General features: G+C 72.7%; 23 protein-coding genes and 2 tRNA genes. 4 read left to right on the forward strand and 21 right to left on the reverse strand.

Annotated features, from left to right (window positions below):
• From secD to pgsA, 13 genes are all read right to left on the reverse strand, one after another.
• Complete coding sequence (gene secD, locus RMN57_RS09330) at positions 1 to 1,836, reverse strand: protein translocase subunit SecD (RefSeq protein WP_380234142.1); 1,836 nt, start codon at positions 1,834 to 1,836, stop codon at positions 1 to 3.
• A gap of 148 nt (positions 1,837 to 1,984) precedes the next feature.
• On the reverse strand, positions 1,985 to 2,389 hold the full coding sequence (gene yajC / locus RMN57_RS09335) for a preprotein translocase subunit YajC (protein WP_313762928.1): 405 nt from the start codon (positions 2,387 to 2,389) through the stop codon (positions 1,985 to 1,987).
• A gap of 248 nt (positions 2,390 to 2,637) precedes the next feature.
• The gene (ruvB, locus tag RMN57_RS09340) at positions 2,638 to 3,729 is read right to left on the reverse strand and encodes a Holliday junction branch migration DNA helicase RuvB (protein ID WP_313762929.1); all 1,092 of its coding nucleotides are present in this window, start codon (positions 3,727 to 3,729) and stop codon (positions 2,638 to 2,640) included.
• Between the two features lie 46 nt (positions 3,730 to 3,775).
• The gene (gene ruvA / locus RMN57_RS09345) at positions 3,776 to 4,387 is read right to left on the reverse strand and encodes a Holliday junction branch migration protein RuvA (protein ID WP_313762930.1); all 612 of its coding nucleotides are present in this window, start codon (positions 4,385 to 4,387) and stop codon (positions 3,776 to 3,778) included.
• On the reverse strand, positions 4,384 to 4,968 hold the full coding sequence (gene ruvC, locus RMN57_RS09350; RefSeq protein WP_313762931.1) for a crossover junction endodeoxyribonuclease RuvC: 585 nt from the start codon (positions 4,966 to 4,968) through the stop codon (positions 4,384 to 4,386). Before ruvC ends, ruvA begins: the two co-directional genes overlap by 4 nt.
• Before the next feature lie 191 nt (positions 4,969 to 5,159).
• The gene (locus RMN57_RS09355; protein WP_313762932.1) at positions 5,160 to 5,918 is read right to left on the reverse strand and encodes a YebC/PmpR family DNA-binding transcriptional regulator; all 759 of its coding nucleotides are present in this window, start codon (positions 5,916 to 5,918) and stop codon (positions 5,160 to 5,162) included.
• 98 nt (positions 5,919 to 6,016) lie between these two features.
• A complete protein-coding gene (pdxT, locus tag RMN57_RS09360; protein WP_313762933.1) occupies positions 6,017 to 6,640 on the reverse strand; it encodes a pyridoxal 5'-phosphate synthase glutaminase subunit PdxT in 624 nt (207 codons plus the stop codon).
• Between the two features lie 135 nt (positions 6,641 to 6,775).
• Positions 6,776 to 7,687, reverse strand: a complete 912-nt coding sequence (pdxS, locus tag RMN57_RS09365; RefSeq protein WP_313762934.1) for a pyridoxal 5'-phosphate synthase lyase subunit PdxS — start codon at positions 7,685 to 7,687, stop codon at positions 6,776 to 6,778.
• A 175-nt stretch (positions 7,688 to 7,862) separates the two neighbouring features.
• Entirely contained in the window at positions 7,863 to 8,408 is a 546-nt protein-coding gene (locus RMN57_RS09370) for a hypothetical protein (protein WP_380234149.1), read from the reverse strand.
• Between the two features lie 29 nt (positions 8,409 to 8,437).
• Complete coding sequence (locus RMN57_RS09375) at positions 8,438 to 8,803, reverse strand: isomerase (RefSeq protein WP_313762935.1); 366 nt, start codon at positions 8,801 to 8,803, stop codon at positions 8,438 to 8,440.
• A 58-nt stretch (positions 8,804 to 8,861) separates the two neighbouring features.
• The gene (locus RMN57_RS09380; protein WP_313762936.1) at positions 8,862 to 10,046 is read right to left on the reverse strand and encodes a glycosyltransferase family 4 protein; all 1,185 of its coding nucleotides are present in this window, start codon (positions 10,044 to 10,046) and stop codon (positions 8,862 to 8,864) included.
• A gap of 50 nt (positions 10,047 to 10,096) precedes the next feature.
• Positions 10,097 to 11,086: a phosphatidylinositol mannoside acyltransferase gene (locus tag RMN57_RS09385; protein WP_313762937.1), complete on the reverse strand. Its 990-nt coding sequence runs from the start codon at positions 11,084 to 11,086 to the stop codon at positions 10,097 to 10,099.
• A gap of 16 nt (positions 11,087 to 11,102) precedes the next feature.
• Positions 11,103 to 11,750: a phosphatidylinositol phosphate synthase gene (gene pgsA / locus RMN57_RS09390; protein ID WP_313762938.1), complete on the reverse strand. Its 648-nt coding sequence runs from the start codon at positions 11,748 to 11,750 to the stop codon at positions 11,103 to 11,105.
• 277 nt (positions 11,751 to 12,027) lie between these two features.
• Here pgsA and RMN57_RS09395 point away from each other — a divergent pair, with 277 nt between their 5' ends.
• Complete coding sequence (locus tag RMN57_RS09395; protein ID WP_313762939.1) at positions 12,028 to 14,094, forward strand: elongation factor G-like protein EF-G2; 2,067 nt, start codon at positions 12,028 to 12,030, stop codon at positions 14,092 to 14,094.
• Positions 14,095 to 14,112: 18 nt separating this feature from the next.
• Here the strand turns inward: RMN57_RS09395 and RMN57_RS09400 are convergent, their stop codons facing one another.
• Positions 14,113 to 14,541 carry a DUF393 domain-containing protein gene (locus RMN57_RS09400; RefSeq protein WP_313762940.1) on the reverse strand — a complete coding sequence of 143 codons (429 nt, stop codon included), beginning with the start codon at positions 14,539 to 14,541 and terminating at the stop codon, positions 14,113 to 14,115.
• Positions 14,542 to 14,763: 222 nt separating this feature from the next.
• On the opposite strand from RMN57_RS09400, the gene RMN57_RS09405 reads away from it, so the two are divergent.
• A complete protein-coding gene (locus tag RMN57_RS09405; RefSeq protein WP_313762941.1) occupies positions 14,764 to 16,416 on the forward strand; it encodes a hypothetical protein in 1,653 nt (550 codons plus the stop codon).
• Between the two features lie 91 nt (positions 16,417 to 16,507).
• Here the strand turns inward: RMN57_RS09405 and RMN57_RS09410 are convergent, their stop codons facing one another.
• The 4 genes from RMN57_RS09410 to RMN57_RS09425 all read right to left on the reverse strand — a co-directional run bounded on the left by RMN57_RS09410 (position 16,508) and on the right by RMN57_RS09425 (position 21,026).
• Positions 16,508 to 17,068 carry an HIT domain-containing protein gene (locus RMN57_RS09410; RefSeq protein ID WP_313762942.1) on the reverse strand — a complete coding sequence of 187 codons (561 nt, stop codon included), beginning with the start codon at positions 17,066 to 17,068 and terminating at the stop codon, positions 16,508 to 16,510.
• An 81-nt stretch (positions 17,069 to 17,149) separates the two neighbouring features.
• Positions 17,150 to 19,129, reverse strand: coding sequence for a threonine--tRNA ligase (thrS, locus tag RMN57_RS09415; RefSeq protein WP_313762943.1), 1,980 nt, complete (start codon positions 19,127 to 19,129; stop codon positions 17,150 to 17,152).
• A gap of 138 nt (positions 19,130 to 19,267) precedes the next feature.
• Positions 19,268 to 20,440, reverse strand: coding sequence for a hypothetical protein (locus tag RMN57_RS09420; protein WP_313762944.1), 1,173 nt, complete (start codon positions 20,438 to 20,440; stop codon positions 19,268 to 19,270).
• A gap of 31 nt (positions 20,441 to 20,471) precedes the next feature.
• Positions 20,472 to 21,026, reverse strand: a complete 555-nt coding sequence (locus RMN57_RS09425; protein WP_313762945.1) for a DUF4365 domain-containing protein — start codon at positions 21,024 to 21,026, stop codon at positions 20,472 to 20,474.
• A gap of 148 nt (positions 21,027 to 21,174) precedes the next feature.
• Between RMN57_RS09425 and RMN57_RS09430 the strand changes: the two genes are divergently transcribed.
• Positions 21,175 to 21,942, forward strand: coding sequence for a 3'-5' exonuclease (locus RMN57_RS09430; RefSeq protein WP_313762946.1), 768 nt, complete (start codon positions 21,175 to 21,177; stop codon positions 21,940 to 21,942).
• A 103-nt stretch (positions 21,943 to 22,045) separates the two neighbouring features.
• Here RMN57_RS09430 and RMN57_RS09435 read toward each other — a convergent pair.
• From RMN57_RS09435 to RMN57_RS09445, 3 genes are all read right to left on the reverse strand, one after another.
• Positions 22,046 to 22,117 (reverse strand) — tRNA-Val (locus tag RMN57_RS09435).
• Positions 22,118 to 22,337: 220 nt separating this feature from the next.
• Positions 22,338 to 22,409 (reverse strand) — tRNA-Val (locus RMN57_RS09440).
• Positions 22,410 to 22,544: 135 nt separating this feature from the next.
• On the reverse strand, positions 22,545 to 23,078 hold the full coding sequence (locus tag RMN57_RS09445) for a TIGR02611 family protein (protein ID WP_313762947.1): 534 nt from the start codon (positions 23,076 to 23,078) through the stop codon (positions 22,545 to 22,547).
• A gap of 194 nt (positions 23,079 to 23,272) precedes the next feature.
• Here RMN57_RS09445 and RMN57_RS09450 point away from each other — a divergent pair, with 194 nt between their 5' ends.
• On the forward strand, positions 23,273 to 23,686 hold the full coding sequence (locus RMN57_RS09450) for an SsgA family sporulation/cell division regulator (protein WP_030056266.1): 414 nt from the start codon (positions 23,273 to 23,275) through the stop codon (positions 23,684 to 23,686).
• Positions 23,687 to 23,815 lie beyond the last annotated feature (129 nt).

The following is a 23,815-nucleotide window of genomic DNA, read 5'->3' on the forward strand; positions in this document are numbered from 1 at the left end:
TCAGGCCCCCTTCGCGGCGGCGGACGAGGTGGGACGGCGACGGCTGCTGCGCAGCGGCGGGCGGGCGCCGAGGCGCTTCGGGTCCAGGCCGGACCACGGGTGGCCGTCGGAGAAGAACTTCCGCCGGGCCAGCAGCGTGATCAGCGGCTTGGTGAAGAGGAAGATCACGACGACGTCGAGCGCGGTGGTCAGGCCCAGCGTGAACGCGAAGCCCTGCACCTTGCCGACCGAGACCAGGTAGAGCACGGCGGCACAGAGGAAGGACACGAAGTCCGACACCAGGATGGTGCGCCGGGCGCGCGGCCAGGCCCGCTGGACCGCGGGGCGCAGCGGGGCGCCCTCGCGGACCTCGTCGCGGATGCGCTCGAAGTACACGATGAAGGAGTCCGCGGTGATACCGATCGCGACGATGGCGCCGCAGACCGCCGGCAGGTTCAGCGCGAAGCCGATACCGGCGCCGAGCAGGCTCATGATCGAGTAGGTCAGGATCGCCGAGACGATCAGACCGGCGATCGAGACCAGGCCGAGGCCGCGGTAGTAGACCAGCGAGTAGAGGACCACCAGCAGCATGCCGATGGCGCCGGCGATCAGACCGGCGTCCAGCTGGTCGCCGCCGAGCTGCGGGGAGACCGTGGTGACGTCGTCGGTGGTGAACTCCAGCGGCAGGGCGCCGAAGCTCAGCACGTTGGCGAGGTCCTGCGCCTCGGCCTGGGTGAAGCTGCCGGAGATCACGGCCGAGCCACCGGGGATGGCGTTGCGCACGTACGGGTGCGAGACGACCTTGCCGTCCAGCACGATGGCGAACTGGTTGGTCGGGTCCGCCTGGGTGGCCAGCTGACCGGTGACCTTGGTGAAGTCGTCGGTGCCCTTGCCGTTGAACTGGAGCTGGACCTGCCAGCCGGCACCCTGCTGGGTGTCGATGCTGGCCTGCGCCTTGGAGACGTCGGCGCCCTTCACCGCGACCGGGCCGAGGGCGAGCTTGTAGTAGACGCCGCGCTCGTCCTTCTGGGTGCAGGCGACGGTCGGCTGCTCCTCGGCCTTCTGGTAGTTCTGGTTGCGCTGCTCGGGCTTGGAGCAGTCCAGGCCGGCGAAGGCGGCGGCCAGCTCGGGCGGCACGGTGCCGGAGGTCATCGCGGCGCTCAGGTCCGGCGTGGTCGGCGCGGTGGCGCCGGCGCTCGGGGTGGCGGCGGCCGAACCGGCGGCGCTCGGGGTGGCGGCGGCCGAGCCGGAGGCGGTGGCACTCGGGGCGGTGGCGGTCGCGGACGGGGTGGCGTCGGCGAGGGCCTCGCCGACCGGGCGGCCCTGCTTGGTGGCGCTCGCGCTGGGCGTACCGGCCGGGGCGCTCGCGGAGGCCGAGCCGGTGGCGCCCGCGGAGGGGCTCGCGCCCGGGGTGGCGCTGCCGCTCGCCGAGGGGGCCGAGGTCGGGGCCTGCGCCTGGATGCCGCTCGGGGCGAGGGCGAGGACCGGGCGGAAGTACAGCTTCGCGGTGGTGCCGACCTGGTCGACCGCGCTCTGCTTGTCACCGCCCTTGGGGATGTTGACGATGATGTTCCGGTCGCCCTGGGTCTGGACCTCCGCCTCGGAGACACCCATCCCGTTGACGCGCTGCTCGATGATCCCGGTGGCGATGTCCATGTTGGACTTGTTGATCGCCTTGGGGTCGGTCGACTTCGCGCTCAGCGTGATGCTGGTGCCGCCTGCGAGGTCGATCCCGAGGCGGGGCTTGGTGTTGCCCGTCCCGAACATGAGGGCGACCAGTCCGACGGTGATCACCAGGATGAGGGCCAGCGCCCGCCCTGGGTAACCGTCGCGCGGGCGCGACTTGGGTGTTGCCACCTTGCTCGTTTCTCCCTGTCCATGCCACCTCCCCTACCGGACCCCCGTCCGGCTCGTGGCTGGACGGGGGCATGGCGGATCTGGGGCCCATGAGATCCTGTGGGCTCGCGGCACTGCGCCGCGCGACCGGGCGAGTGCCCGGCCGGTACTACTTGCTCGCGGGAGCGCCGCCCTCGGCCTCGCCCTTCTCGGCGCCTTCCTTGGCGAGCGAGAGCGGCTTCTCGTCGGCCGGCTCGGCGTCGACGTCGGCCTCCGGCTCGGGAAGCTCGTCGTCGGCCGGGCGGCCGTTGATGATCGCGTCGTACTCCTGCGGGTCCAGGACCGCAGCGATCGCGCTCTTGGTGAAGTGGGAGACCACGCCCGGCGCGGTCTCCAGCTCGACGGTCTCCTCGTTGACCGCCTTCACCTGGGCGTACAGGCCGCCGATGGTGCGCACCCCCGCCCCGGGCTCCAGCGCCGTCTGCATCTGCTGCATCTGCTGCTGGCGCTTCTTCTGCGACCGGAACATGAGCACGATCGCGATGATCGGGAGGAGAAGGATGATGAGGTTCACTGCAGCCAGGGTCCTTTACGGGCCGCCGGGCCGGCGGCCTGTGTGGTATTGGTCGGCCCGTCAGGTGAGAGGGGCGGTCCGGCGGAGTCTAGGCGACCCCGAACTGATCGGACAACGCCAAGCATCGCATCCTGCCGCCGAAAGTGGCGACCCTCCGCCTGCACAGTTTCCCCGGACTTCTCCCCTGGCTTCTCCGCGAGGGTTCCGCGGGGGCGGGCGGGTGCCCGGTTCGCTCCCGGCTCACCCGTTCAGCCCTCACCGCCCTGGAAGAGGTCGGGCTGGGCCGGCACCGCGCCGCGCGTGGTCTGGACCGGGGCGGTCTGCACCGGCGGGGTGAGCCCGAGGTGCTGCCAGGCCGCCGCGGTCGCGATCCGGCCGCGCGGCGTACGCGCGAGCAGGCCCTCGCGGACCAGGAACGGCTCGGCGACCTCCTCCACGGTCTCGGCCTCCTCCCCCACCGCGACCGCCAGTGTCGACAAACCGACCGGGCCGCCGCCGAACAGCCGCAGCAGCGCGTCCAGCACCGCGCGGTCCAGCCGGTCCAGCCCGCGCGCGTCCACCTCGTAGACGTCCAGCGCCTGGGCCGCGATCTCCGGAGTGACCACGCCGTCGTGCCTGACCTGCGCGAAGTCGCGCACCCGGCGCAGCAGCCGGTTGGCGATGCGCGGGGTGCCCCGGGAGCGGCCGGCGATCTCCGCCGCCCCGGCCGGGTCGATCTCGACGTCCAGGAGCGTGGCCGAGCGGTGGACCACCCGCTGCAGCTCGGCGGGGGCGTAGAACTCCATGTGGCCGGTGAAGCCGAAGCGGTCGCGCAGCGGTGGCGGCAGCAGGCCGGCCCGGGTGGTGGCGCCGACCAGGGTGAACGGGGGCAGCTCCAGCGGGATGGCGGTGGCGCCCGGCCCCTTGCCGACGATCACGTCGACCCGGAAGTCCTCCATCGCCATGTAGAGCATCTCCTCGGCGGGCCGGGACATCCGGTGGATCTCGTCGAGGAAGAGCACCTCACCCTCGGTGAGCGAGGAGAGGATCGCCGCGAGGTCGCCCGCGTGCTGGATCGCCGGACCGGAGGTGATCCGGATCGGCGCGCCCAGCTCGGCCGCGATGATCATCGAGAGGGTGGTCTTACCGAGTCCGGGCGGGCCGCTCAGCAGGACGTGGTCGGGGGCGGTGCCGCGCTTGCGGGCCGCCTGGAGCACCAGGGACAGCTGCTCGCGGACCCGCTCCTGGCCGATGAACTCGTCCAGCAGCTTGGGGCGCAGTGCGGCCTCGACCGCCTGGTCCTCGCCGTCGGCGGCGGCCGTCACCAGCCGGTCGGCCGGGTCGGAGTCGTACGGGCTCATCGGTTCGGGCTCCAATATCGACAAAGTGACAGGTCGCCAGATGGCTTCAGCGGGAACGGTTGAGGCTGCGCAGGGCGAGCCGGAGGAGCGCGCCGACGTCCGTCGCGGTCTGCGCCTCGGCCTCCGGCGTGACCGCCGCGACGGCCTCGTCCGCCTCGCGCGGCGCGTAGCCGAGGCCGACCAGCGCGGAGTGCAGCTGCTCGCTCCACGGCGCTGGCCCGGCGGCGATCGGCTTCTGCGCCGGGACGCTGCCGTGCGGCGCGCCCAGCTTGTCCTTGTACTCCAGCAGCAGCTTGGCGGCCTTCGCCTTGCCGATACCGGGGACGGCGATCAGGGCCTTCTCGTTCCCCGCGGCGACGGCCGCCCGAAGCTCGTCCGGGCTGTGCACGCCGAGCATCGCCTGGGCGAGCCGGGGGCCGACCCCGGGCGCGGCCTGCAGGATCTCGAAGACGGCCCGCTCGTCGTCGTCCGCGAAGCCGTACAGGGTGAGCGAGTCCTCCCGGACGACCAGCGAGGTCGCCAGCCGGGCGGGCTCGCCGAGCCGCAGGCCGGCCGCGGTGTTCGGGGTGCACTGGACGGCCATGCCGACGCCGCCGACCTCGACGACGACGGTGCCGGCGGCGATGGCGGCCACCGGGCCCTGGACGAAGGCGATCATCGGGCGGCTCCTCGGGGGGCTCGGGCGGAGTACGGGGCGCGGGCCGGGGCCCGGCCGGGCGCGGCGGCCGGGGCGGCCTTCGCGACGGCGGCGGCGATCCGGCCGGTCGCACCGCCGCGCCAGATGTGGCAGATGGCCAGCGCCAGCGCGTCGGCGGCGTCGGCCGGCTTGGGCGGCGCGTCCAGCCGCAGCAGCCGCTGGACCATGGCGGTGACCTGGGCCTTGTCGGCCCGGCCCGACCCGGTGACGGCGGCCTTGACCTCGCTGGGGGTGTGCAGGGTGACCGGGATGCCGCGCCGGGTGGCGCAGAGCATCGCGACCGCGCTGGCCTGCGCGGTGCCCATCACGGTGCGGACGTTGTGCTGGGCGAACACCCGCTCGACGGCGACCAGGTCCGGCCGGTGCTCGTCGAGCCAGCCCTCTATGCCCTGCTCGACCAGGAGCAGTCGCTGCCCGATCTCCGCATCGGCGGGGGTGCGCACCACGCCGACGCCGACCATCCGCAGCGGGCGGCCCGGCGCACCGTCGACCACACCGACCCCGCACCTGGTCAACCCCGGGTCCACACCCAGTACCCGCACGTCACGCCCCGCCTCTCTGCATACTCGCCACTCGCCTCCGGGCCGCTCGACCCGGCGCCGACGGTCGGCGCCCGCCTCCGGGCAGGGTCCCGACCCGATGACCTGCGAAGGCTACCCCCCGGGTACGACATCGCCACCGACGACACCGGCCCGGCGGTCCAGGGGACCACCGGGCCGGGGAGTGCGAACGATCACTCGGCGTCGAGCTGGGCACCGACCTCGTCGCTGATGTCGAAGTTGGCGAAGACGTTCTGCACGTCGTCGCTGTCCTCGAGGGCGTCGATCAGCTTCAGGATCTTGCGGGCGCCGTCGACGTCCAGCTCGACCTGCATGCTCGGGAGGAAGTTGGCCTCGGCCGAGTCGTAGTCGACACCGGCGTCCACCAGGGCGGTGCGGACGGCGACCATCTTGGAGGCCTCGGAGACGATCTCGAACGACTCGCCGAGGTCGTTGATCTCCTCGGGCTCCTGGTCGAGGACGACCTCGAACAGCTTGTCCTCGTCCACGCCGTCGGCCTTGGGGACGATCACGACACCCTTGCGGGTGAACAGGTACGACACCGAGCCCGGGTCGGCCATCGAGCCGCCGTTGCGGGTCATCGCGACGCGCACGTCGGAGGCGGCGCGGTTGCGGTTGTCGGTGAGGCACTCGATGAGCACCGCGACGCCGTTCGGGCCGTAGCCCTCGTACATGATGGTCTGGTAGTCGGCACCGCCGGCCTCCAGACCGCCACCGCGCTTGACGGCGCGGTTGATGTTGTCGATCGGGACCGAGCTCTTCTTCGCCTTCTGGATGGCGTCGTAGAGCGTCGGGTTGCCGGCCGGGTCGGGTCCGCCGGTCCGTGCCGCCACCTCGATGTTCTTGATCATCTTGGCGAAGAGCTTGCCGCGCTTGGCGTCGATCACGGCCTTCTTGTGCTTGGTGGTAGCCCACTTAGAGTGGCCGGACATCGCCAGCTCCTTTACGTCGCCAAAGGGAAATGAACAGATGAGATCTTACCGGTGTCGCCACCGGTGGGCGCACACGGTCAGCGTGCGACGGCGAGGCGCTACCGCGCGGCGGCCACCAGGTGCTCCTCGACCATCCGCACGAAGTAGGCGTGCACCCGGTGGTCACCGGTCAGCTCGGGGTGGAACGAGGTCGCCAGCAGGTTGCCCTGGCGGACCGCGACGATCCGGCTGTCCGGGCCGTCGGCGGCCGGCAGCTCGGCCAGCACCTCGACGCCGGCACCGACCGCCTCGACCCACGGCGCACGGATGAACACGCCGTGCACCGGCGCGTCGTCCATGCCCTTGAAGGCGATCCCGGACTCGAACGACTCGTTCTGGCGGCCGAACGCGTTGCGGCGCACGGTCATGTCGATGCCGCCGACGGTCTCCTGGTCGTCACGGCCGTCCAGGATCTTGTCCGCCAGCATGATCATGCCCGCGCAGGTGCCGTACACCGGCATGCCGGCGGCGACCCGCTCGCGCAGCGGGTCCATCACGCCGAACAGCAGCGCCAGCTTGGACATGGTGGTGGACTCCCCGCCGGGGATCACCAGCGCGTCGACCTCGGCCAGCTCCTCGGCGCGGCGCACCGGGCGGGCGAGCGCGTCGGCCTCGGCCAGCGCGACCAGGTGCTCGCGGACGTCGCCCTGCAGGGCCAGAACGCCGATGACTGGAGTGCTCACGGTCTCAAACCTTCTTCGATCGGTACGTCGTGTGATCGTTGCCGCGGGCGGCCTGCCGCCGCCCGGGGGCGTACGCGGCGCGGCCCGCCGAGCGCCGAGGCGCTGCGGCGGGCCGACGCCGGACGCGGGCCGGGACTACCAGCCGCGGTTCGCGTAGCGCTCGGTCTCCGGCAGGGTGTCGCAGTTGATGCCGACCATGGCCTCGCCCAGGTTGCGGGAGGCGTCCGCGATGATCTTCGGGTCGTCGAAGAAGGTGGTGGCCTTCACGATCGCGGCGGCGCGCTTGGCCGGGTCGCCCGACTTGAAGATGCCGGAGCCGACGAAGACGCCCTCGGCGCCCAGCTGGCGCATCAGCGCGGCGTCGGCCGGGGTGGCCACGCCACCGGCGGAGAACAGCACGACCGGCAGCTTGCCGAGCTCGGCGACCTCCTTGACCAGCTCGTACGGGGCGCGCAGCTCCTTGGCGGCGGCGTACAGCTCGTTGTGGTCCAGCGCGCGCAGGTGGCCGATCTCGTTCTTGATCTGGCGCAGGTGGCGGACGGCCTCGACGACGTTGCCGGTGCCGGCCTCACCCTTGGAGCGGATCATGGCCGCGCCCTCGGCGATGCGGCGCAGGGCCTCGCCCAGGTTGGTGGCACCGCAGACGAAGGGGGTGGTGAACGCCCACTTGTCGGAGTGGTTGACCTCGTCGGCCGGGGTCAGCACCTCGGACTCGTCGATGTAGTCGACACCGAGCGACTGCAGGACCTGGGCCTCGACGAAGTGGCCGATCCGGGACTTGGCCATGACCGGGATCGAGACCGCGGCGATGATCTCCTCGATCATGTTCGGGTCCGACATGCGCGCCACGCCGCCGTCCTTGCGGATGTCGGCCGGGACCCGCTCCAGGGCCATGACGGCCACAGCGCCGGCGTCCTCGGCGATCTTGGCCTGCTCGGCGTTGACCACGTCCATGATCACACCGCCCTTGAGCTGCTCGGCCATGCCGCGCTTCACCCGGGCGGTGCCGATCTGCGGCTGGTCTGCGGTGATGGGGGTGGTGGACACGTGAGACCTCACTCGAAGATGAACCAGTGCTATCGCCCTATGGTAGGCGGAAGAAACGGCCGATCCATGCGCCACCAAGTCCAGCCTGACCGACGGGATACGACAAACAGGCCGGATCCGGACGTACTTCGACGACCCGCGCCACAACTCGTCCCCGGCCCTCCCGGGAGCCGCCTCAGGCCGGCGCGCCCTCGGGCGTGAGCGCCGGCGGCGGGGCGTCGTCCATCTCGAACGCCAGCGGGAACGGCGCCCGCCCCGCCAGCCGGAAGTACCGCACCAGCCGGTGCTCGCGCACCGCCCGGGCCGCACGCACCGCGTCGTTGTGGAACCGGCGCGCCATCGGCACCCGCCGCACCGCCGCCGTGAGGTCCCGCACCGCCTCCTCGCCGCCCGGCTCGGCCGTCAGCACGGCCACCTGCTCCGGCTCGGCGAACACCGCCCGCAGCGCCATGCTCAGCTGGCTCTCCGCCACCTCGCGCTGGTCGTCCTCGGCCTGACGGGCCGCGTGCGCCGCGTCCAGCAGCAGCAGCGAGGCCGCCGGGTCCAGCAGCGACGACGTCGCCAGCTCCATCGCCACCGACGCCCGGCGGACCAGCTGCGCGTCCAGCGCCGCACGGGCGGCGTCGATCCGGGCGTGCAACCGGTCCAGCCGGCCGGCCGTCCAACTCAGGTACATGCCGAACAGCACCACGGCCACGCCGGCCCAGATCCAGGTAGTCACGGGGCGCTACGCTACCGGGTGCCCGCCGGTCAGCCGCCGAGGGTCGCGCTGCGGTAGCTGTCCCGGTCGATGTCCTGGACGTTCACCGCGGTGAACAGCCGGGAGCCGGGCGCGGGAACGACCCGCTCAGCCAGCAGCGCCATGACCGCCTCGGTGAGCGCCGCCTTCGCCTCCGCGGTGCGGCCGGGGAAGATCTGGAACTCCACGTACACCTGGGAGTCCGGGCCCGCGCTCTCGCCCACCACGAAGTCCTGCACCTCGCGGAAGACGGTCTTGCACGCCTCGGGGCTGGCGTTGATCGTCTTCACCGCGAGCCGGTTGATCGCCAGGCCCAGCTCACGGCGGTCGAACGAGCCGGCCAGCTCGGGCGAGTAGTCGACGGAGATCTGCGGCATCGAAGCCTCCAGCACTCGGGGATCGGTCCGGGAGACCCTAACCGCCGCGGGCCCCCGGTCAATCCCGGGCCAGCCCGAACCGGCCGCGCCGGCTGCCCCGCTCGTCCTCCTCGACCACCGCCGCCGCACCCGCCGTCACCGTCTCGTAGACCGCCAGGATGTCCGCGCCGACCGTCGACCAGTCGAACCGCCGCACGTGCCGGGACGCCGCCTTGCGCAGCTCCTCCAGCCGCCCCGGATCCCCCAGCAGCCGCAGCGCCGACCGCGCCAGCGCGTCCGCGTCCTCCACCGGGAACAGCTCCCCGGCGTCCCCGCCGTCCAGCACCTGCTTGAACGCGTCGAGGTCGCTCGCCAGCACCGGCGCGCCCGCCGACATCGCCTCGACCAGGATGATGCCGAAGCTCTCCCCGCCGGTGTTCGGCGCCACGTAGAGGTCGACGCTGCGCAGCAGCCGCGCCTTGTCCCGGTCGCTGACCATGCCGAGGAACTCCACCTGCCGGCGCACCTCCGGCGCCAGCCCGGCGACCGCCTCCTCCTCGTCGCCCTTGCCGGCCACCAGCAGCCGCACCCCCGGCCGCTCCGCCAGGATCCTCGGCAGCGCCGCCAGCAGCGTCGGCAGGCCCTTGCGCGGCTCGTTGATCCGCCCGATGAAGCCGATCGTGCCGGGCTCGCCCGCGGCCGCGCCGCCGGTCCAGCGCGCATCCGGCTCCGCCTCGGCGAAGAAGCCCACGTCCACGCCGTTGGGGATCACCACCGCGTCCCCGCCCAGGTGCTCCACGAGGGTCCGCCGCGCGTACTCGCTCACCGCGATCCGCGCGCGCATCTTCTCCAGCCCGGGCTGGAGGATCGGCGAGGCCGCGATCATCGCCCGCGAGCGCGGGTTCGACGTGTGGAAGGTGCCGACCATCGGCCCCGACGCCGACCACGCCGCCAGCATCGACAGGCTCGGCGAGGCCGGCTCGTGCACGTGCAGGATGTCGAACCGCCCGTCGTTCAGCCACCGCCGCACCCGCGCCGCCGACAGGATGCCGAAGCTCAGCCGCGCCACCGAACCGTTGTACGGCACCGCCACCGCGCGCCCGGCCGAGACCACGTACGGCGGCAGCGCCTCGTCGTCCTCGGCGGGCGCCAGCACCGACACCTGGTGGCCCAGGCCGATCAGGTGCTCGGCCAGGTCCCGGATGTGGAACTGCACCCCGCCGGGGACGTCCCAGTCGTACGGGCAGACGATGCCGATCTTCACGGGTTCTCGTGTTCCTCTCGGACGGGTCGGGGGCGGGGATCAGGCGGGGGTCAGGAGCCGGACGCCTCGGCGGCGGGCTCCACGGCGGGCCCGCCCGCCGCCTCCGCGGCCGGACGGCCGGCCGGGGGCGCGGCCGGTGCCTCCACCGTCGCACGGGCGGGCAGGTCGGCGAGCCAGAACCGCTGCAGCATGTGCCAGTCCTCGGGGTGCTCGCGGATCCCGGCCTCCCAGACCTCCGCCATCGCCTGCACCATCGTCCGCGTCTTCTCCGCGCGGTCCCCCTCCGCCGGCACCGGCACCTCGGGGTGGATCCGCGCCCGCATCACCGAGCCGTCGTACCAGAGCGTCACCGGCAGCAAGGCCGCCCCGGTCCGCTGGCAGAGCGCCGCCGGACCGGCCGGCATCCTGGTCGCCTCACCGAAGAACGACACCTCGACCCCGGCCTCGGAGAGGTCCCGGTCGCCGACCAGGCAGACCAGCCGGCCCTCCCGCAGCCGCCGCGCAAGGGTGCCGACCACGTTGACGCCGCCGCCCGTGAGCGCCAGCACCTCCATGCCCAGGCCCTCCCGGAACGCCACGAACCGGTCGAACAGCTCCTCCGGCTTCAGCCGCTCCGCGACCGTCGTGAACGGGTACCCCTCCAGCGCCACCCAGGCGCCCGCGAGGTCCCAGTTCCCCATGTGCGGAAGCGTTATCACCGCGCCCCGGCCCGACTCCATGGCCGCCCGCAGCTCCTCGAAGCCCTCCACCCGGACGTCCCGGGCCACCCGCTGCCGGCTCCACACCGGCAGCCGGAAGGACTCCATCCAGTACCGCATGTAGGAGCGCATCCCGGCCCGCGACAGCTCCCGCAGCGCGGCCTCGTCCGCCCCCGGGCGCACCCGCAGCAGGTTGGCCTCCAGCTGCAGCACCCGCTTGCCGCGCTTGCGCCACGCGAAGTCGGCGATCGCGTCGAACAGGCCCCGCGCGGCCGCCTCCGGCAGGTGCCTCAGCACCGCCCAGCCCAGCGCGTACGCCGAGTACACCAATCGGTCCTTCACCGCAGGCCCGCCCCCTTCAGCTCCCGGCCGCCACGCGATCGGCCTCGAACGCCTCCCGGCGCACCGTCAGCATCCGCTGGAACACCGTCACCAGACTGCCCGCGGCCACCAGCCACAGCGCCACCGGCAGCAGCCACTCCACGTACGGCACCCCGAACTGGTGCAGACCCGCCACACCGGCCGCCACCAGGCTGATCACCAGCCGTTCGGCCCGCTCCACCAGCCCCGACACGTCGCACGGCAGACCCTGGCTCTCGGCCCGCGCCTTGGTGTACGACACCACCAGGCCGCTCGCCAGGCAGAAGATCGCCACCGCGCAGAGCAGGTTGTTGTCGCCCCCGCCCGCGTACCACATGGCCAGACCGCCGAAGATCGCCGCGTCCGCCACCCGGTCGAGCGTGGAGTCCAGGAACGCGCCCCACTTCGTGGACCGGCCCAGCTGCCGCGCCATGTTCCCGTCCACCAGGTCCGAGAAGATGAACAGCGTGATCGTGATGGTGCCCCAGAAGAACTCCCCGCGCGGGAAGAACACCAGCGCCCCGGCCACCGAACCGGCCGTACCGATCAGCGTCACGGCGTCCGGGCTCACGCCCAGCCGGATCAGGAACGCGGCGAACGGGGTCAGGACACGTGTGAAGAAGGCACGCGCGTATTTGTTGAGCATGGCCTTCCCGACCGCTCCGATCTCCCTGGTACCCGCCTGCGGCGGCGTACGCGGCAGACGGCCGAACGGATCAGCCCATCCGGCGCACCCATCGTAGCCACGCCGACGACACGCTCCTGCGCACCGCACCGCCCCACCGCCCCGCACCCCCGCCGCCCCGCACCCCCGGCACCCGCCCGCGCACCCAGCGTCACCGCCCGCGCGTACGGGACGCCGCACCGCGAGCATCGCCCCTAGACTTTTCACGACAGCCTCGGCGCGACGGGAGGAGACCCCGATGCCCGACCGCAGCACCGCACGAGCCGGCCAGGCGGCGCCCACCGTCACCGACCCTGCCCACCTGCGCAACGTCGTCCTCATCGGCTGCAGCGGCGCCGGCAAGACCACCCTCGCCGAGTCCCTCGCCCTCGCCGCCGGCGCCATCGGCCGCACCGGCCGCGTCTCCGACGGCACCACCGTCTCCGACCACGAGGAGATCGAGCACCAGCAGCAGCGCTCCGTCCAGCTCTCGCTGCTCCCGCTCGAATGGAACGGCATCAAGGTCAACCTGCTCGACCCACCCGGCCACCCCGACTTCTCCGCCGACCTGCGCGCCGCCCTGCACGCCGCCGACGCCGCCGTCTTCGTGGTCTCCGCCACCGACCCGGTCACCTCCCCCACCCGCGCACTCTGGCGCGAGTGCGCCGCCGAAGGCATCCCGCGCGCCATCGCCGTCGCCAAGCTCGACATCGCCCGCAGCAGCTTCGACGACATCCTCACCGCCTGCCACGACGCCTTCGGCCTCGGCCCCGACACCCTGCGCCCGCTCTTCCTCCCCGTGCAGCACGACGGCCACCCCGACGGCAGCGTCGACCTGCTCACCGGCCACACCTACGGGCAGACCGAGCCGCTCCCCGACACCGCCCCCGCCCGCGACAGCCTCGTCGAGGCCATCTCCGGCCAGGACGACACCCTCATGGAGCGCTACCTCGCCGGCGACACCCTCGACACCGACTCGCTGGAGGACGGCATGCGGCGCGAGGTCCTCGCCTGCACCCTCCACCCCGCCGTCCCCACCACCGACGCCGGCCTCGGCGCCGCCGAACTCCTCGACCTCATCACCACCGCCTTCCCCGACCCCACCCAGCGCACCCGCCCCGCACCCGAGTGCGACCCCGACGCACCCCTCGCCGCCCAGGTCGTCCGCGTCACCGGCGACGCCTACGTCGGCCGGATCAGCCTGCTGCGGATCTACGCCGGCACCCTGCGCCCCGACACCCGCATCCACCTGACCGGCCCCGACCACCCCGGGGACCAGGACGGCGACGAACGCGTCACCGGCCTCACCAGCCCCTTCGGCAAGCTCCAGCGCAGCGTCCCGCACGCCGTCGCCGGCGACCTCGTCTGCGCCGCCAAACTCACCAGCGCCCGCGCCGGCGACACCGCCCACGAGCCGGGCCACCCGGTCAAGCTCGACACCTGGACCCTGCCCGAACCCCTCCTGCCGATCGCCATCGAGGCCCACAGCAAGGCCGACGACGACAAGCTCTCCCAGGCCCTCGCCCGGCTCGCCGCCGAGGACCCGGCGCTGCGCCTCGAACAGAACCCCGACACCCACCAGCTCGTCCTCTGGTGCACCGGCGAGGCCCACGCCGACGTCGTCCTCGACCGGCTCCGCAGCCGCCACGGCGTCCACGTCGACACCGTCGAGCCCAGGGTCGCCCTGCGCGAGACCTTCGGCACCGCCGCCGCCGGCCACGGCCGCCTGGTCAAGCAGTCCGGCGGGCACGGCCAGTACGCCATCTGCGACCTGGAGGTCGAACCCCTCCCCGCCGGCGCCGGCTTCGAATTCGACGAGCACGTCGTCGGCGGCGCCGTCCCCAAGCACTTCATCCCCTCCGTCGAGAAGGGCGTGCGCGCCCAACTCGCCAAGGGCGTCTCCACCGGCTACCCGCTCGTCGACGTCCGCGTCACCCTCACCGACGGCAAGGCGCACTCCGTCGACTCCTCCGACTCCTCCTTCCAGACCGCCGCCGCCCTCGCCCTGCGCGACGCCGCCGAGCACGCCGTCATCCGGCTCCTCGAACCCGTCGCCGCGGTCAGCGTGCTGCTGCCGGACGACTACCTCGGCGCCGTCCTGACCGACCTCTCCGCCCGCCGGGGCCGCGTCCTCGGCACCGAGACCGGCGGCCCCGCCCTCACCCTGCTGCGCGCCGAGGTCCCCGAACTCGAACTCGTCCGCTACCCCGTCGACCTGCGCTCACTCACCCACGGCACCGCCGAGTTCTCCCGCGCCTACCTGCGCCACGAACCCATGCCCGCCGCCCTCGCCACCCGCTACACCGAGGGCCGGGCCCGGTCCTAGGACCGGGCCCGACCGGGCCTACGACTGGTCCGGCCCCGTACGCGGGCGCAGCGCGCAGGCCGGCGTCCCGCCCGGCATCCGGTGCCGGTTCTTCGCCACCCACCGGTACACGACGCCCGCCACCGGACGCACCGGCGCCAGTGCCAGCACCCCGCCCAGGTACGCCCAGGCGCCGCCCGAGCGCATCAGCAGCCGCGCCACCGCCTGCGCCCCGCCGTACACCCGGCCGGCCGGCGTCACCCAGAGCACCTCGCGCTCGGCCCGCTCCCACGACACCTCGCCGCGGCCCCCGGCCAGCGCGTCCAGCTCCGCCAGGTCCGCGAACTGGAACGGCACCGCCTCCCAGCCCGCCGAGGCCAGCGTCTGCCGCGGATACCGCTCCGCCCAGACCACGCAGGTCGAGCAGAACGCACAGTCCCCGTCGAAGACCAGCACCGGATCCTTCACTGCGACTCCCTCGCTCCGACTCCTCGACACCACCCCATTGCGCCCATCGTGCACCATTGCGCCCCCACGCCCGCCACCAGGTGCGTCACGGCCCCCGAAGGTGGGCATCATGCCCCACAGGCCCCGGGTGGCCCGATCGTGACGGTACTTCAGACGATCATCCGCGCAGCGGTGCCGGGGCACGGTAACCTGCCGCTGACAAGGGGAGGAGGGGACGCGACCGTGACCACACTCGACATGACCCCGGGTGCGCAGATACCCCGGACCGACGCCGGCCCGCAGACCGCCGTCACCCAGGCGCTCTCCTCGACCGCCTACCGCGACAGCGAAGTCCACGACTTCGTCACCGCCGTCACCGCCGCCACCGCCAAGAAGGGCCGCTTCGCCCTCTTCCGCCCCAACCTCGGCGAGGCGTTCAGCCGCGCCGTGATCTCCCGTGCGCTCGGCGGCGACCGCAAGCCGCTGGTGCCCTCCTTCGGCATCGACACCCGCCAGATCGTCGAGCACTGCCTCGCCGCCGAGGACCTGCGCACCGCCCGCGACCGCCGGCTCACCACCGTCACGGTCGTCACCGGCGTGCTCTTCCTCCCCGGCACCCTGCTCTGGCTCGGCGCCTTCCAGCTCCGCGCCTGGCTCAAGCGCGACAACCCCAAGAACGCCGCGTTCTACGGCGCCCTCGTGCTGGCCGCCGCGGTCGCCGTCGCCCTGCTCCTGGCGATCAAGCCCCCCACCGGCGGCCCGCTCGGCATCTACCTCCGCCTGGTGATGCTCGCCCCCGTCGTCGGCTGGTACCTCGCCAAGCGGATCGTGATCGCCTCCGCCGTCGACATGCGCACCCGCTGGCAGGACCTCGTCGAGGGCAACGCCGTCGCCGCCACCGTCCCCAAGGCCGTCCCCCGCGACGACCTGGACAAGAAGGCCGCCGACCTGCGGGCCAAACTCGGCCGGCTGGAGTCCGAGCAGGACACCAACGTCCAGCACTACGCCGGCACCAAGGGCATCCTCGGCGCCGGGAAGCGCTGGGGCGAGTGGAAGATGGCGGACGTGCTGCTCCCCGCCGAGGGCCACGGCGACTTCCGCGCCTTCCACCCCTGGGACCTCGTCCGCCGGATCGCGAGCCGGCTCAAGTCGCTCGGCATCAGCGAGGTCGCCAACAGCGGGATCCCGAACGTCGCCGTCAAGCAGTGGGTCGTCTTCGAGGTCGGCGAGGCCGCCGACGAGATCAGCCGCCCGCCCGCCGGCGACGCCAACATGGACGGCGACCGGATGCGCGACTTCGCCGTCCAGGCCATCGCCGACAAGCAGACCTTCCCCGGCGGCCCCCGGCACTACCTCGCCACCCAGTTCATCACGCACGACGGCAAGCTCGTCCTGACCTTCACCGTCACCGTCACCCTGCTCGCCAACACGCTGAACGTCACCGTGGCCGCCTTCGCCCTCGGACCGGTCAACGGCCTCTTCTTCGACAAGCCCAAGGACAAGGAGAAGACGGTCGCGAAGACGGTGAAGTTCTGGGAGGAGCAGACCGTCAAGCTCCCCCTCATCGACAACGACGAGGTGGTGCGCCAGGCCGTCCGCGCGCCCTTCTACCGCGCCCCCGGCCTGCTCGGCTGGCTCGGCGGCGGCCTCGGCCTGCCCGAGCCGTTCGGCCTGCGCCACGCCTGGGCGGCGCCGCCGTGGAACACCCGCTCGATGGCGGACAACGCGCTGAACGTCTCCCACCCGGTGACCCAGGCCGTCCTCGCGGCCACGCTGGAGTTCCTGGCGGAGCACGACGTCGACGCCGACCGCTTCTTCAAGAACCGCGCCTCGATCATCAAGTCCGAGACCCAGGGCACCCGGCCGTACCGGGTCGACCAGTACGACGCCGGCTGAGCCCGGCCCCGGCACGACGGAGCCCCGGCACGACGGAAGGGCCCGCCACCGAGATCGCTCTCGGTGGCGGGCCCTTCCGCTCGCCCGGCACTCAGTCCTGCGGCCAGGCCTCGGCGAGCATCTTGCGGGTGTCCGCCAGCAGCTGCGGCAGCACCTTGGTGTGGCCGACCACCGGCATGAAGTTGGTGTCCCCGCCCCAGCGCGGCACCACGTGCTGGTGCAGGTGGGCCGCGATCCCGGCCCCGGCCGCCGCGCCCTGGTTCATCCCGATGTTGAACCCGTGCGCCCCCGAGGCCGCCCGCAGCGCAGTCATCGCCTTCTTGGTGAAGTCGGCCAGCTCGGCGGTCTCCGCCCCGTCCAGCTCGGTGTAGTCGGCGACGTGCCGGTACGGGACGACCATCAGGTGCCCGCCGTTGTACGGGTACAGGTTGAGCACCGCGAACACGGCGCTCCCCCGCGCGACGACCAGCCCGTCCTCGTCGCTCAGCGACGGGATCGAGCAGAACGGGCAACCGTCGTCCGGAGCCGGGCCGGTGGGCTTGTTCTCGCCCTGGATGTACGCCATCCGATGGGGGGTCCAGAGGCGGCGGAAGCCGTCCGGCTCGCCGACGCCCCGCTGCAGTTCCGGCTCAGTCGTCATGCTGATCAGCATATTCGCCCGACCGTGCTTGCAAAGCAGAGTGGGGCAGACTCCCTGCGGAGCCTGCCCCACGCCACACACCGTGCTACCGCATCACACCTGGATACGGCGCTCCACGGCGTCGACGATCTCGGCGACCGCGTCGGCCACCGGCACACCGTTCTTCTGCTCGCCGTTGCGGTAGCGGAAGGAGACCGCGCCCGCCTCGACGTCGTCGTTGCCCGCGATCAGCATGAACGGGACCTTGGACTTCTGGGCGTTGCGGATCTTCTTCTGCATCCGGTCGTCCGAGGTGTCCACCTCGACCCGGATCCCGCGCTTCTTCAGCTCGGCCGCGACCTCCAGCAGGTACGGCACGTGCTCGTCGGTGATCGGGATGCCGGTCACGGTGACCGGGGCCAGCCACGGCGGCATCGCGCCGGCGTAGTGCTCCAGCAGGACCGCGAAGAAGCGCTCGATCGAGCCGAACAGCGCGCGGTGGATCATGACCGGCCGCTGGCGCGAGCCGTCCGCCGCCGTGTACTCCAGGTCGAAGCGCTCGGGCAGGTTGAAGTCCAGCTGGATGGTCGACATCTGCCAGGTGCGGCCGATGGCGTCCTTCGCCTGCACCGAGATCTTCGGGCCGTAGAAGGCCGCGCCGCCCGGGTCCGGGACCAGCGGCAGGCCCTGCTTCTCGGCCACCTTGGCGAGGACCGCGGTGGCCTCCTCCCAGGTCTCGTCCGAACCGACGTACTTCTCCGGGTCCTTGGTGGAGAGCTCCAGGTAGAAGTCGGTCAGGCCGTAGTCGCGCAGCAGGCCCAGCACGAAGGTCAGGGTCGAGTCGAGCTCGTCCGCCATCTGCTCGCGGGTGCAGTAGATGTGCGCGTCGTCCTGGGTGAAGCCGCGGGCGCGGGTCAGGCCGTGCACCACACCCGACTTCTCGTACCGGTACACCGTCCCGAACTCGAAGAGGCGCAGCGGCAGTTCACGGTACGAGCGGCCGCGCGCGTCGAAGATCAGGTTGTGCATCGGGCAGTTCATGGGCTTCAGGTAGTAGTCCACGCCCTCGTCGAGCTGCATGGGCGGGTACATGCCGTCGGCGTACCAGTCCAGGTGGCCGCTCTTCTCGAAGAGCTTCCCCTTGGTGGCGTGCGGGGTGTAGACGAACTCGTAGCCCTCCTCCTCGTGCCGGCGGCGCGAGTAGTCCTCCATGGCGCGGCGGATGATGCCGCCCTTGGGGTGGAAGACGGCGAGGCCGGAGCCGATCTCCTCCGGGATGGAGAAGAGGTCGAGCTCGTTGCCCAGCTTGCGGTGGTCGCGCTTCTCGGCCTCGACGAGGAAGTCGAGGTGCGCCTTGAGCTCGTCCTTGCTCGGCCAGGCGGTGCCGTAGATGCGCTGGAGCATCGGGTTCTTCTCGCTGCCGCGCCAGTAGGCGGCCGCGTTGCGCATCAGCTTGAACGCCGGGATGTGCCGGGTGGAGGGCAGGTGCGGGCCGCGGCAGAGGTCGCCCCAGCACTGCTCGCCGGTCTTGGCGTCCAGGTTGTCGTAGATGGTCAGCTCGCCGGCGCCGACCTCGACGTCGGCGCCCTCGCCGGCGGTCGCGGCGGAGCCCTTGAGACCGATCAGCTCCAGCTTGTACGGCTCGGCGACCAGCTCCTCGCGGGCCGAGTCGTCGGTGACCACGCGGCGGGAGAACTTCTGCCCGCGCTTGATGATCTCCTGCATCTTCTTCTCGATGGCCTTGAGGTCATCGGGGTGGAACGGCTTCTCGACGTCGAAGTCGTAGTAGAAGCCGTCCTTGACCGGCGGGCCGATGCCGAGCTTGGCCTCCGGGAAGAGCTGCTGCACGGCCTGCGCCATGACGTGCGCGGTGGAGTGGCGCAGGATGTCCAGGCCGTCCTTGCTGCCGATCTCGACCGGCTCGACCTCGTCGCCGTCCTGCACGGCGTACGCGAGGTCCTTGAGCTGGCCGCCGACGCGGGCGGCGATGATCGAGCGGTCGTCGGCGAAGAGCTCGGCGGCCGTAGTGCCCGTGGTCACCACGCGCTCTTCCCGATCGGGTTCGCGGTTGATGATTACCCGGACGTCCGTCACCGGTCTCTCCTGACGTGCTGGATTCAGAGGACGCAACACAGCGCTGCGCCTGACCGATGGTACCGAGACCGGTGGCCCCACCGTCACCTAGATCCGTTCGGCCTCCCGGCCGGGTCCGAAAGAGCGAACCGCGCGAGCCTAGATCGGCTCGGGCCCCTCGCCCAGGCTCTTCAGCAGCCGCTCGTGCTCACCGTCCTCCACGCCGCACAGCTCCAGGCCGCGGGGGTGGGTGAGCCGGCGGAAGCCGCCGCGCCGCTCCAGCCTGCCGCCGATCCGTACCGGGGTGCCGGCCAGGTGGGCCTCGGCGGCCAGCCGGTAGGCCGGGGCGGCGAGCCGCACCTTGACCTCGCTGACCTCGGCGCCGCCGAGCACCCGCAGCCGGACGGTGCCGGGGCCCGCGGGGTCGGCGCGCTTGAGCCGGACGACGACGCCGACCACGGTGACGGCGACGGCCGGCTCGATCCGTTCCAGCAGCGCGGCGGCCTCCGCCAGCGCCGGGAGGTCCCCCGGGGAGAACTCCAGCACGATCCGCCGGTCGCCGAAGCCGCCCGGGGTCCCGACGGCGGCGGACCAGGCGACCGACAGCTGCGCCGCCGTCGCACCGCGCACCAGCTCGGCGACGGACTCCACCAGCTCGCGGCTGACCCCGGCCTGGACGGCGTTCTCGAAGGCCTCCGGTCCGCCGCTGACCCGCCGGTAGTCCACCGCGTCGCGCAGCGCCTCCAGGGCACGGACCAGGGTGGTGACCGCCGCCCGGCCCTCGGGCGCCGGGGTGTGGGCGGTGAGCCCGGCGCCGCTCTGGGCGGCCGGGCCGTGTTCGACCACCAGGACGCGCTCCAGGAAGTCGCCGGCCCAGGCGTCCAGCCGGGCGCCGAAGTAGGCCGCCCTGGTCCGGCCGGCCTTGGCGCCGGCCGCGAGCATCCCCCGGGCGGAGCGGCGGAGCCGCTCGGCGTCCTCCCACGGCGCGGTGCCGGCCGGGCCGGGGAGCTCGCGCCGCCACTGCAGCTCGTCGCCGGGAACGGTGAGGGCGAGCAGGATGGCGCGGGCGGAGGGGCTGCGCGAGTGCGACAGCGCGGTGACGGCGTCGGCGAGCAGCTCGACCGCGTCGTCGAAGCCGTCGTCGGCCGGGACGAGCAGGCTGGTGCCGGAGCCGGCGTCGTCCGGGGGCGTCCACCGCCCGTAGCGGGCGGTCGGTCCGCCGCGCCGGATCCAGCCGTGCCGGGCGAGCAGGGTGGCGAGCACGGCCGGGTCGACGGCCGCCGGGTCGGGCAGGGGCCGGGTGCCGTCGTGGGGCCCGGATGGCAGCGTCATGGTCCTGTTCCTCCCGCCGGGGGCGGCGCCGTCACGGGCTGCCGCCCGCGCCGACCCGCGCCATGATGTCGCACAGTGCGCGGTCGTCGAAGACCTTCGCGGTGGGCACCCGGACGTTGGTCCGGCGCTGCCCGGTGACCGGGTGGCCGGCCAGGTTGACCCAGTAGCAGCAGTGCCGCAGCTCCAGCGCGTCGGGCCGGGCCTCCAGCCAGTGGTCGACCCGGCTGGGCAGCAGCATCACGACCAGGATGCGCGGCACCGCGACCCGCTCCCGGGCCAGCTTGCGCAGGTGGTCGTTGTCCAGGGTGAAGCTGAAGTGCGGGCCGCGCGGCCGGGGGGCGATCTGCTGGGTGGCCTTGAGCTGGATCTTGATGGTGACCTCGTCGTCCACCTCGTGCGCCCGGGAACCGTGGCTGACCTGCCAGTCGATGCCGTTGTCCGGGAACGGCTGGGAGAGCGAGCAGCCCGCCGCGGCCGCGACCGCGTGCAGGTAGCCGACCTGCAGGGTCTCCATGCAGGCCGTCACCGCCAGGTTGCCCCGCAGGACCTCCGCCGCCTCGTCGGGCTGCGGCTGTGTCAGCGCCATCGCCCCGTTGCCTCCCCCGGCCCCCGGGCCCGTCCGGATTCGAACAGGACACCTGACCGCAGGGTTCCCGGCCGGGTCCGGGCCAAACGGTTGAGCGGACGTCAGGAGCGGTATCACCTTCGGGGAACGCAGGACCTGAGGGGCAGTCATGCAGCAGCACTGGTACACCGGCCCACTTGCCTCCTTCGACACCGAGACCACCGGCGTGGACGTCGAGACCGACCGGATCGTCTCCGCCGCCCTCGTCGTCCAGCTCACCCCGGGCGCACCCGCGCGGACCGCCACCTGGCTGGCCGACCCGGGCGTGCCGATACCGGAGGGCGCCCGCGCGATCCACGGCATCTCCGACGAGCGGGTGCGCGCACAGGGCCGCCCGGCGCGGACGGTGGTGGCGGAGCTGGCCCGCGCGCTGGCCGAGCAGGCCCGGGCCGGGCGGCCGGTGGTGGTGATGAACGCGCCGTACGACCTGACGCTGCTGGACCGGGAGCTGCGCCGGCACCGGGCGGTGTCGCTGGCGGAGGCGCTGGGCCCGCAGGAGCTGCTGATAATCGACCCGCGGGTGCTGGACAAGCACGTGGACCGCTACCGGAAGGGCCGGCGCACCCTGACCGACCTCTGCGCGCACTACGGGGTGGAGCTGGCCGGGGCGCACGACGCCGCGGCGGACGCGACGGCCTCGCTGGAGCTGGTCCGGGCGATCGGTTCGCGCTACCCGGCGGCGCTGGGCGGGCTGTCGGTGGCGGAGCTGCACCTGCGGCAGGCGATCTGGCACGCGGCGCAGGCGCGGGGGCTGCAGAACTGGTTCGACCGCTCGGGGACGCCGGAGCGGGTGGACGTCTCGTGGCCGCTGCGGCCGGCCCGGTGCGGCTGCGGGCGGCGGCTCTCGCCGGAGCACAGCTGCGAGGTCGCGGCCTAGGTCCCGGCCGTCGGTCCGCGGTCCCGGCCCAGGTCCCGACGGTTGGTCCGCGAACGCCGCAGGCCCTGACCGGTCTTCCGATCAGGGCCTGCGTGCTGTCCGGTGGGCGATACTGGGATCGAACCAGTGACCCCTTCGGTGTGAACGAAGTGCTCTCCCGCTGAGCTAATCGCCCGGGCAACGAGAAGAACAGTAGCACCGTTCGGGGGGTGTCGTACAACTCGGACCGGTCGGGGCCGCCTGGCGCACCCGCAGAACTCGCACCCCGTGCGGAAGGTGACTGTTACTCAGCCGATTCCCGGGGGACTTCCGGACGGCCGTTCAGCACATTGCGGAAATACATGTGAGGCCCAGCCGATAATCGGCTGGGCCTCACATATCACAATGCATTCCGGTGGGCGATACTGGGATCGAACCAGTGACCCCTTCGGTGTGAACGAAGTGCTCTCCCGCTGAGCTAATCGCCCGGGTGCAGGGAAAACATTACCGCATCCGGTGGGGTGGTCCGAACACCCCCCGTTCCGGCCCCCCGCACCGGGCGCCCGCCCCCCGCCGGCCCCGCCCTCCCCCGGGCGGACCGCCACCGGTTGCGGCCGGACGGGTCAGTGTTCGCCGATCTTCCACGGCATGACCAGCCCGTACCTCGCCAGGTACCAGGCGCCGATCCCGGCGATCACCACCAGGCCGATCACGGTGAGCGTGATGTTGCGGCGCCGCACCTTCGGGTCCAGTGCCTTCTGGGCCGCCTCGGCCACCTTGCGGCGGGTCCAGCGCAGGGCCAGCTGGGCCCAGACGAACTCGGTGGCCCAGATGCCCATGCCCAGGAAGATGACCACCCAGCCGGGCCCCGGCAGCGGCAGCATGATCACGCCGGCCCCCACCACCGCCAGGCCGACCAGGAAGACCGCCACCTGCCAGCTCAGGTGCAGGGGCCGGGAGCGGCGGATGAAGTGCGGCGCCCGGGAGCCGAGCCCCCGCCCGCCGTCCGCGGCCCCCTCGCCGGCCCGCTCCTCCCCGGCGGCCTCGCCGCCGTTCCCGTTGCCCGGCCTGGCCCCCGACTCGTCCGGCACGACCGCATCACCCGTTCTCGTGTTCCCGCCCGCGTTCCCGCGCGCCTTGTCGCTTCGCACAGTCATGCCAGGAAACTAACCGAGAAGTGGCCCGGTAATGCGGCGCCGGGCACTCCGTGCCGAATCCGCAATGCGCCGTAAGGGGTACGACTCGGCCCCGAATCCGGACAGAGGGGTTTACATCGGTCGTGGAGGTGGGATGGTCCGTTCGCCGACGTGCGATTCCCCGAGCGCACACTGAGCGAAAGGCCATGGCGCTTATGAACACCACGGTCAGCTGCGAGCTGCACCTGCGCCTCATCGTGTCCAGCGAGTCCTCACTGCCCGTCCCCGCGGGCCTGCGCTACGACACCGCCGACCCCTATGCCGTGCACGCGACGTTCCACACCGGCGCCGACGAGACCGTGGAGTGGGTGTTCGCCCGAGATCTCCTTGCGGAGGGGCTGCACCGACCCACGGGCACCGGCGACGTCCGGGTGTGGCCCTCGCGCAGCCACGGGCAAGGGGTGGTCTGCATCGCGCTGAGCTCTCCGGAAGGAGAAGCCCTGCTGGAGGCCCCGGCCCGCGCGCTTGAGTCTTTCCTCAAGCGGACGGACGCCGCCGTGCCGCCCGGCACCGAACACCGTCACTTCGACCTCGACCGGGAGCTGTCCCACATCCTCGCCGAAAGCTGACCCCGTCCGGGAGGTGGTCGCACCCCGCAGTCGGCGGGGCCGTACCCCCTGCCGTCACCGCAGCCGTCCTACTCGGGGGCACGGCAGCAAGACTCAGCCGCGCACGACGCGGTCTCGGGGCCGGTGGAC

Origin of the sequence: Kitasatospora sp. CM 4170 (assembly GCF_032110285.1) — a bacterium.
GTDB lineage: Bacteria > Actinomycetota > Actinomycetes > Streptomycetales > Streptomycetaceae > Kitasatospora > Kitasatospora aburaviensis.